Origin of the sequence: Pseudomonas wayambapalatensis, from assembly GCF_049942315.1 — a bacterium.
GTDB lineage: Bacteria > Pseudomonadota > Gammaproteobacteria > Pseudomonadales > Pseudomonadaceae > Aquipseudomonas > Aquipseudomonas wayambapalatensis.
Map to the genome: position 1 here is coordinate 1 of NZ_JBNFMU010000198.1, position 6,689 is coordinate 6,689.

Below are 6,689 nucleotides of genomic sequence, written 5' to 3' on the forward strand. Positions count from 1 at the left end.
CCTCCCCAACCACCCCCCCCCCCCCCGGATCTTGGAGTGTGATTGGGGTTAAGATGTGTGCTCTTCTGATCTTGAAGGGGCAATCCCACCCTTGGGGGAGTGGTCTTGCCCGCGAAGGGGCCTGTGAACCATCAGAGGCTCTTGTTAGGTCCGATCATCCGCGCCAGCCCCAAGTTCTTCAGCGCCAGTTGCAACGAGCTGTGGATAACCTGCGGGTTGTCATGGGTCATGGCTTCGGTCAGCAGCTCGCGGGCCTTGCTCATGTTGATCTGACGCAGCATCCACTTCACCTTCGGCAGGTTGGTGGCGTTCATCGACAGGCTGTCGAAGCCCATCGCCATGAGCAGGATCGCCGCTGCCGGATCACCGGCCATCTCGCCGCAGATACTCACCGGCTTGCCTTCGGCGTGGGCATCGCGCACCACGGTCTGCAAGGCTTGCAGCACCGCGGGATGGAGGTAGTCGTACAGGTCGGCGACCCGCGGGTTGTTGCGATCGACCGCCAGCAGGTACTGCGTGAGGTCGTTGGAGCCGACCGAGAGGAAGTCGACCTGACGCGCCAGTTCCTTGGTCTGGTAAACGGCAGCCGGAATCTCCACCATCACGCCAACCGGGGGCATCGGCACATCGGTGCCTTCGTCACGCACTTCGCCCCAGGCACGGTGGATCAGGTGCAGCGCCTCTTCCAGCTCATGGATGCCAGAGATCATCGGCAGCAGGATACGCAGGTTGTTCAGCCCCTCGCTGGCCTTGAGCATGGCGCGGGTCTGTACCAGGAAGATTTCCGGGTGGTCGAGGGTGACGCGAATGCCGCGCCAGCCGAGGAAGGGGTTTTCTTCCTTGATCGGGAAGTAGGACAGCGCCTTGTCACCGCCGATGTCCAGCGTGCGCATGGTCACCGGCAGCGGGTGGAAGGCCGCCAATTGCTCGCGGTAGATCGCCAGCTGTTCCTTTTCGCTGGGGAAGCGCTGGTTGATCATGAACGGCACTTCGGTGCGGTAAAGGCCCACGCCCTCGGCGCCACGCTGCTGGGCCCGGGCCACGTCGGCCAGCAGACCGGTGTTGACCCACAGCGGCATGCGGTGGCCGTCGGGGGTGATGCACGGCAGCTCGCGCAGGGCATCGAGCCCCTGGGCCAACTGGCGTTCTTCCTCGACCACGTCGCTGTACTGCTTGCGCAGCACATCGCTGGGGTTGGTGTAGGCCTCGCCCTTGTAGCCGTCGAGAATCATCTCGATGCCATCGACCTTGGAATACGGCAGGTCGACCAGGCCCATCACCGTCGGGATGCCCATGGCCCGGGCCAGGATCGCCACGTGGGAGTTGCCCGAGCCCAAAACCGACACCAGGCCGACCAGCTTGCCTTCCGGCACTTCGCCGAGCATCGCCGGGGTCAGCTCCTCGCTGACCAGGATGGTGTTGTCGGGGTAGACCAGCGTCTGCGAGCGGGCCTCCTGCAGGTAGGCCAGCAGGCGGCGGCCGAGGTCCTTGACGTCCGAGGCGCGCTCGCGCAGGTAATCGTCATCCATCAGCTCGAAGCGGCTGACGTGCTCGCCGACCACCTGGCGCAGCGCGCCCTGGGCCCACTGGCCGGTCTTGATGACCTCGGCCACTTCGCCACCGAGGGCGGCATCTTCGAGCATCATCAGGTACACATCGAACAGCGCACGCTCTTCGGGGCGCAGCTGGGTCGCAAGCTTCGCCGACAGCTTGCGCATGTCGGCGCGCACCCCTTCGAGGGCGTTGTTGAAGAGTTTGAGCTCGCCGTCGATGTCTTCGACGGTCTTGTCCGGGACCACTTCGAGGTCGGCAGGCGGCAGCATGACCACTGCGCGGCCGACGGCAGCGCCCGGCGAGCCCGGTACACCGACGAAACGTGCTTCCTGGATACCCTTGCCCTGGCGGCCCAGGCCGCGTATCGAGCCGGTGGCCTCGGCGTGGGCGATAACCCCGGCGAGCTGGGCGCTCATGGTCACCAGGAAGGCTTCTTCGCCTTCATCGAACTGGCGCCGCTCCTTCTGCTGGATCACCAGTACCCCGACCACGCGACGGTGGTGGATGATGGGGGCACCAAGGAAGGAGGCGAAGCGTTCCTCGCCGGTTTCGGCGAAGTAGCGGTAGCGCGGGTGATCCGCCGCGTTCTCGAGGTTCAGCGGCTCCTCGCGGGTGCCGACCAGGCCGACCAGGCCTTCGTTGGGGGCCATGCTGACCTTGCCGATCGAGCGCTTGTTCAGGCCTTCGGTGGCCATCAGCACGAAACGGTTGGTCTCCGGGTCGAGCAGGTAGACCGAGCATACCTGGCTGCCCATGGCCTCCTTGACGCGCAAGACAATGATACCCAACGCCGTCTTGAGATCTTTGGCGGAGTTCACTTCCTGGACGATCTTGCGCAGCGTATTGAGCATGGCTCGGGGTCGGACTCCGTCGTCAGTCGCGCGTCAACAGGCGCGGGGCTAGCTCTTTCAGGGCGCGGCGATACACCTCGCGCTTGAATGTCACCACCTGACCCAGCGGATACCAGTAGCTGACCCAGCGCCAGCCATCGAATTCCGGTTTTCCGGTCAGGTCCATCCGCACCCGCTGTTCGTTGCTTACCAGCCGCAGCAGGAACCACTTCTGCTTCTGGCCGATGCACAGCGGCTGGCTGTGCGTGCGGACCAGGCGCTGGGGTAAACGATAACGCAACCAGCCTCGGGTGCAGGCAAGAATTTCCACATCCTCGCGTTCCAGGCCAACTTCTTCGTTCAGCTCGCGGTACAGGGCATCTTCTGGGGTTTCGTCAGGGTTGATGCCACCCTGTGGAAACTGCCAGGCATCCTGGTTGATCCGCCGAGCCCATAGCACCTGCCCGGCATCATTCGTGAGAATGATCCCGACATTGGGGCGAAAACCATCCGGGTCGATCACGGCAGCAACCTCGAAAACGCATGTCACCGCATTGTTCCACAAAGCTTGCGAGCGCAGCAACGCACCCGCCATAGCTTATGTGCAGCGAGGTGAAAACTCCGTATTCTGCGGGACTTCTTCCCGGAGGCTTCTGCGAGAAAACCCATGCGCCTGGCTTTATTCGACCTGGACAATACCCTCCTCGGCGGCGACAGCGATCACGCCTGGGGTGACTACCTGTGTGAGCGGGGCATCCTCGACCCCATCGCCTACAAGCAACGCAACGACGCCTTCTATCAGGATTACCTCAACGGCACCCTGGACCTGCAGGCCTACCTGGCGTTCTCGATGGAGATCTTCGCCGCCACCGAACCTGCCCAGCTCGACCAATGGCACCGCGAATTCATGCGCGACTGCATCGAGCCGATCATCCTGCCCAAGGCGCTCGCCCTGCTACAGCAGCACCGCGAGGCTGGCGACAAGCTGGTGATCATCACTGCCACCAACCGCTTCGTCACCGCGCCCATCGCCCGCCGCCTGGGCGTGCGTACCCTGCTGGCCACCGAATGCGAGCGTGATGGCGAGCGCTACACCGGGCGTAGCACCGATATACCCTGTTTCCGTGAAGGCAAGGTGACGCGCCTGAAGCGCTGGATGCTGGAGAACGGCTACGACCTGGAAGACAGCTACTTCTACAGCGATTCGCTGAATGATCTGCCGTTGCTGGAGCAGGTGACGCACTCGGTGGCGGTGGACCCGGACCCGAAGCTGCGTGCAGAGGCCGAGCGGCGCGGCTGGCCGGTGATTTCGTTACGCGATTGACGCGGGGCTCTCTTCATGGGTTTACCCGTGAAAAGGGCCCCGCAGACGCATCAGACCGGCTTGGCCCCCATCAATCCTGCAATCGACAGGAAGCACACCCCACTGAACACCGCCAGCGCCAGCGTCAGACGCAGCCCGGCAGGTTCGGCCTTGCGCAGACGGTTCAGCCGCACCAGCAGCCACCACACGGCGAAAGCGCCCAGGGTATAGAGGATGCTGGAGGCCAGCACCCAGGTCTGGCCCAACGGCCAGCCGACCAGGTGCACCAGCCACCAGCCGGTGAACGGCATGCTCAGCAGGCACAGCCCCATCACCAGCCAGACGAATACCAGCGGCCGACGCAGCAGTTTGGCGTAGGCCTCGGCATCGCCCTGGCGGCGGGCACGCAAGGTCCAGGTCGCCAGGCCCAGCGCACCGAGGATCAACAGTGCGGTGGCGAGGATATGCAGGGTCTTGAGGGTGGTCAGGTGTTCCATCGCGTGCGGGTCCTTGAAAGACTTTTTTCGGCCTCATCGCGGGACAAGCCCGCGCCTACAGGTAAGGCGTTGCCTTCATGCCAAGCGTAGCCGCTCAACCCAGGAACAGCTTGTACGCCGGGTTATCGGTTTCATCCCAGTAGGGATAGCCGATCTTGGCCAGCGCCTCGGGCACCAGGTGACGCTCGTCATCCGGCACCTGCAGCCCAGCCACCACACGACCATCCGCCGCGCCGTGGTTGCGGTAGTGGAACATCGAGATGTTCCAGCGCCCGCCCAGCTTGTTGAGGAAGTTGAACAGCGCCCCCGGACGCTCAGGGAACTCGAAACGCAGCACCAGCTCATCGCTGGCCGCCGCCGAGTGGCCGCCGACCATGTGACGGATATGCAACTTGGCCAGTTCATTGTCGGTCAGGTCGGTTACCGGGAAGCCCTGCTCGGTCAGGTGCTGAACCAGGGCGGCGCGCGGGTCGGTCTCTGGATGGGTCTGCACGCCGACGAAGATGTGCGCCTCTTTGTCGGCGTGGTAACGGTAGTTGAACTCAGTGATCTGGCGCTTGCCGATAGCCTCGCAGAAGGCCTTGAAGCTGCCCGGACGCTCCGGGATGGTCACGGCGATGATCGCCTCGCGCTTTTCGCCCAGCTCGGCGCGCTCGGCCACGTGACGCAGGCGATCGAAGTTGACGTTGGCACCGGAGTCGATGGCCACCAGCGTCTGCCCCGAGACACCGGTCAACTCGACGTACTTCTTGATGCCCGCCACGCCAAGAGCGCCGGCAGGCTCGGTGATCGAGCGGGTATCGTCGTAGATATCCTTGATTGCTGCGCAGATCTCATCGGTGCTGACAGTGACCACCTCATCGACATGATCCTTGCAGATATCGAAGGTGTGCTGGCCGATCTGCGCCACCGCGACACCGTCGGCGAACAGCCCCACCTGCGGCAACACCACACGCTCGCCCGCAGCCATGGCGGCCTGCAGGCAATTGGAATCGTCGGGCTCGACACCGATCACCTTGATCTCGGGGCGCAGGTACTTCACATAGGCTGCGATCCCGGCAATCAGCCCGCCACCGCCGACCGGCACGAAGATCGCGTCCAGGCGGCCCGGGTGCTGGCGCAAAATTTCCATGGCCACGGTGCCCTGCCCGGCGATGGTGTGGGGATCGTCGTAGGGATGGATGTAGACGAAGCCCTTCTCCTCGACCAGCTTCAGCGAATAGGCCAGCGCCTCGGGGAAGGAGTCGCCGTGCAGCACCACCTTGCCGCCACGCGAGCGCACACCCTCGACCTTGATCTCCGGCGTGGTCTTGGGCATCACGATGGTCGCCTTGATGCCCAACTCCCGCGCAGCCAGGGCCACGCCCTGGGCATGGTTGCCGGCAGAGGCGGTGACCACGCCGCGCGCCAGCTCTTCGGCGCTCAGTTGCGCCAGCTTGTTGTACGCCCCGCGGATCTTGAAGGAGAACACCGGCTGCAGGTCCTCGCGCTTGAGCAGGATCTGGTTGCCCAGGCGCTTGCTCAGTTGCCCGGCGTTGTGCAGCGGGGTTTCGACAGCGACGTCGTAGACGCGCGAGGTGAGGATCTTCTTGACGTACTGTTCGAGCATCTTGGAAACATCACTGGGCCGCGGGACAAGGGCTGGAAGTCTACCCCAGCGCCCTGTCGGGCGACCACAGCAAAGCCGCCGGACTCGTTATACTAGGCGACTTCAGAAAACCTCCCGCCCCTCTCGGAGCCCGCATGACCCAGGACCAACTCAAACAGGCCGTCGCCCAGGCCGCTGTCGACTTCATTCTGCCCAAGCTGGATGAAAAGAGCGTCGTCGGCGTCGGCACCGGTTCGACCGCCAACTTCTTCATCGACGCCCTGGCCCAGCACAAGACCGCCTTCGACGGCGCCGTCGCCAGCTCCGAGGCCACCGCACAGCGTCTGAAGGGTCATGGCATTCCGGTCTATGAGCTGAACAGCGTCAGCGAGCTGGAGTTCTACGTCGACGGTGCCGACGAGAGCGATGCGCACCTGAACCTGATCAAGGGCGGCGGTGCGGCCCTGACCCGCGAGAAGATCGTCGCGGCAGTGGCCAAGACCTTCATCTGCATCGCCGACGCCAGCAAGCTGGTGCCGGTGCTCGGTGCCTTCCCGCTGCCGGTCGAGGTGATCCCGATGGCCCGCAGCCACGTGGCGCGCCAGCTGGTCAAGCTGGGCGGCGACCCGGTGTACCGCGAAGGCGTGGTGACCGACAACGGTAACGTCATCCTCGACGTGTACAACCTGCAGATCACCAACCCGGTGGAGCTGGAAAGCCAGATCAATGCGATCGTGGGCGTGGTCACCAACGGCCTGTTCGCGGCGCGTCCGGCAGACTTGCTGCTGCTGGGGACTTCAGAAGGCGTGAAGAGCCTGAAGGCCGAGTAAACCGGCCTGTTGGAGCAACTGTCTTGTTCAGAATCTAAAGGCCAGCCCAATCTCCCTGTGGGAGCGGGCTTGCCCGCGAATAGGCCA

General features: G+C 64.0%; 6 protein-coding genes. 2 read left to right on the forward strand and 4 right to left on the reverse strand.

The features are described from left to right. Positions 1-131: 131 nt before the first annotated feature. Both ptsP and ACPZMI_RS16245 read right to left on the reverse strand, forming a co-directional pair. Complete coding sequence (gene ptsP / locus ACPZMI_RS16240) at positions 132-2,405, reverse strand: phosphoenolpyruvate--protein phosphotransferase (RefSeq protein ID WP_186710667.1); 2,274 nt, start codon at positions 2,403-2,405, stop codon at positions 132-134. 22 nt (positions 2,406-2,427) lie between these two features. Then, on the reverse strand, positions 2,428-2,907 hold the full coding sequence (locus ACPZMI_RS16245; protein WP_029614755.1) for an RNA pyrophosphohydrolase: 480 nt from the start codon (positions 2,905-2,907) through the stop codon (positions 2,428-2,430). A 144-nt stretch (positions 2,908-3,051) separates the two neighbouring features. Here ACPZMI_RS16245 and ACPZMI_RS16250 point away from each other — a divergent pair, with 144 nt between their 5' ends. Next, positions 3,052-3,708 carry a histidinol-phosphatase gene (locus tag ACPZMI_RS16250; RefSeq protein WP_186665529.1) on the forward strand — a complete coding sequence of 219 codons (657 nt, stop codon included), beginning with the start codon at positions 3,052-3,054 and terminating at the stop codon, positions 3,706-3,708. Between the two features lie 50 nt (positions 3,709-3,758). On the opposite strand, the gene ACPZMI_RS16255 is transcribed toward ACPZMI_RS16250, so the two are convergent. Further along, positions 3,759-4,184, reverse strand: a complete 426-nt coding sequence (locus tag ACPZMI_RS16255) for a DUF2269 domain-containing protein (RefSeq protein WP_288376419.1) — start codon at positions 4,182-4,184, stop codon at positions 3,759-3,761. Between the two features lie 94 nt (positions 4,185-4,278). Continuing rightward, positions 4,279-5,793 (reverse strand): threonine ammonia-lyase, biosynthetic, encoded by a 1,515-nt coding sequence (ilvA, locus tag ACPZMI_RS16260; RefSeq protein WP_186665527.1) that lies wholly within the window; start codon positions 5,791-5,793, stop codon positions 4,279-4,281. 134 nt (positions 5,794-5,927) lie between these two features. Between ilvA and rpiA the strand changes: the two genes are divergently transcribed. Further along, a complete protein-coding gene (gene rpiA, locus ACPZMI_RS16265) occupies positions 5,928-6,602 on the forward strand; it encodes a ribose-5-phosphate isomerase RpiA (protein ID WP_054891125.1) in 675 nt (224 codons plus the stop codon). Positions 6,603-6,689: the final 87 nt, after the last annotated feature.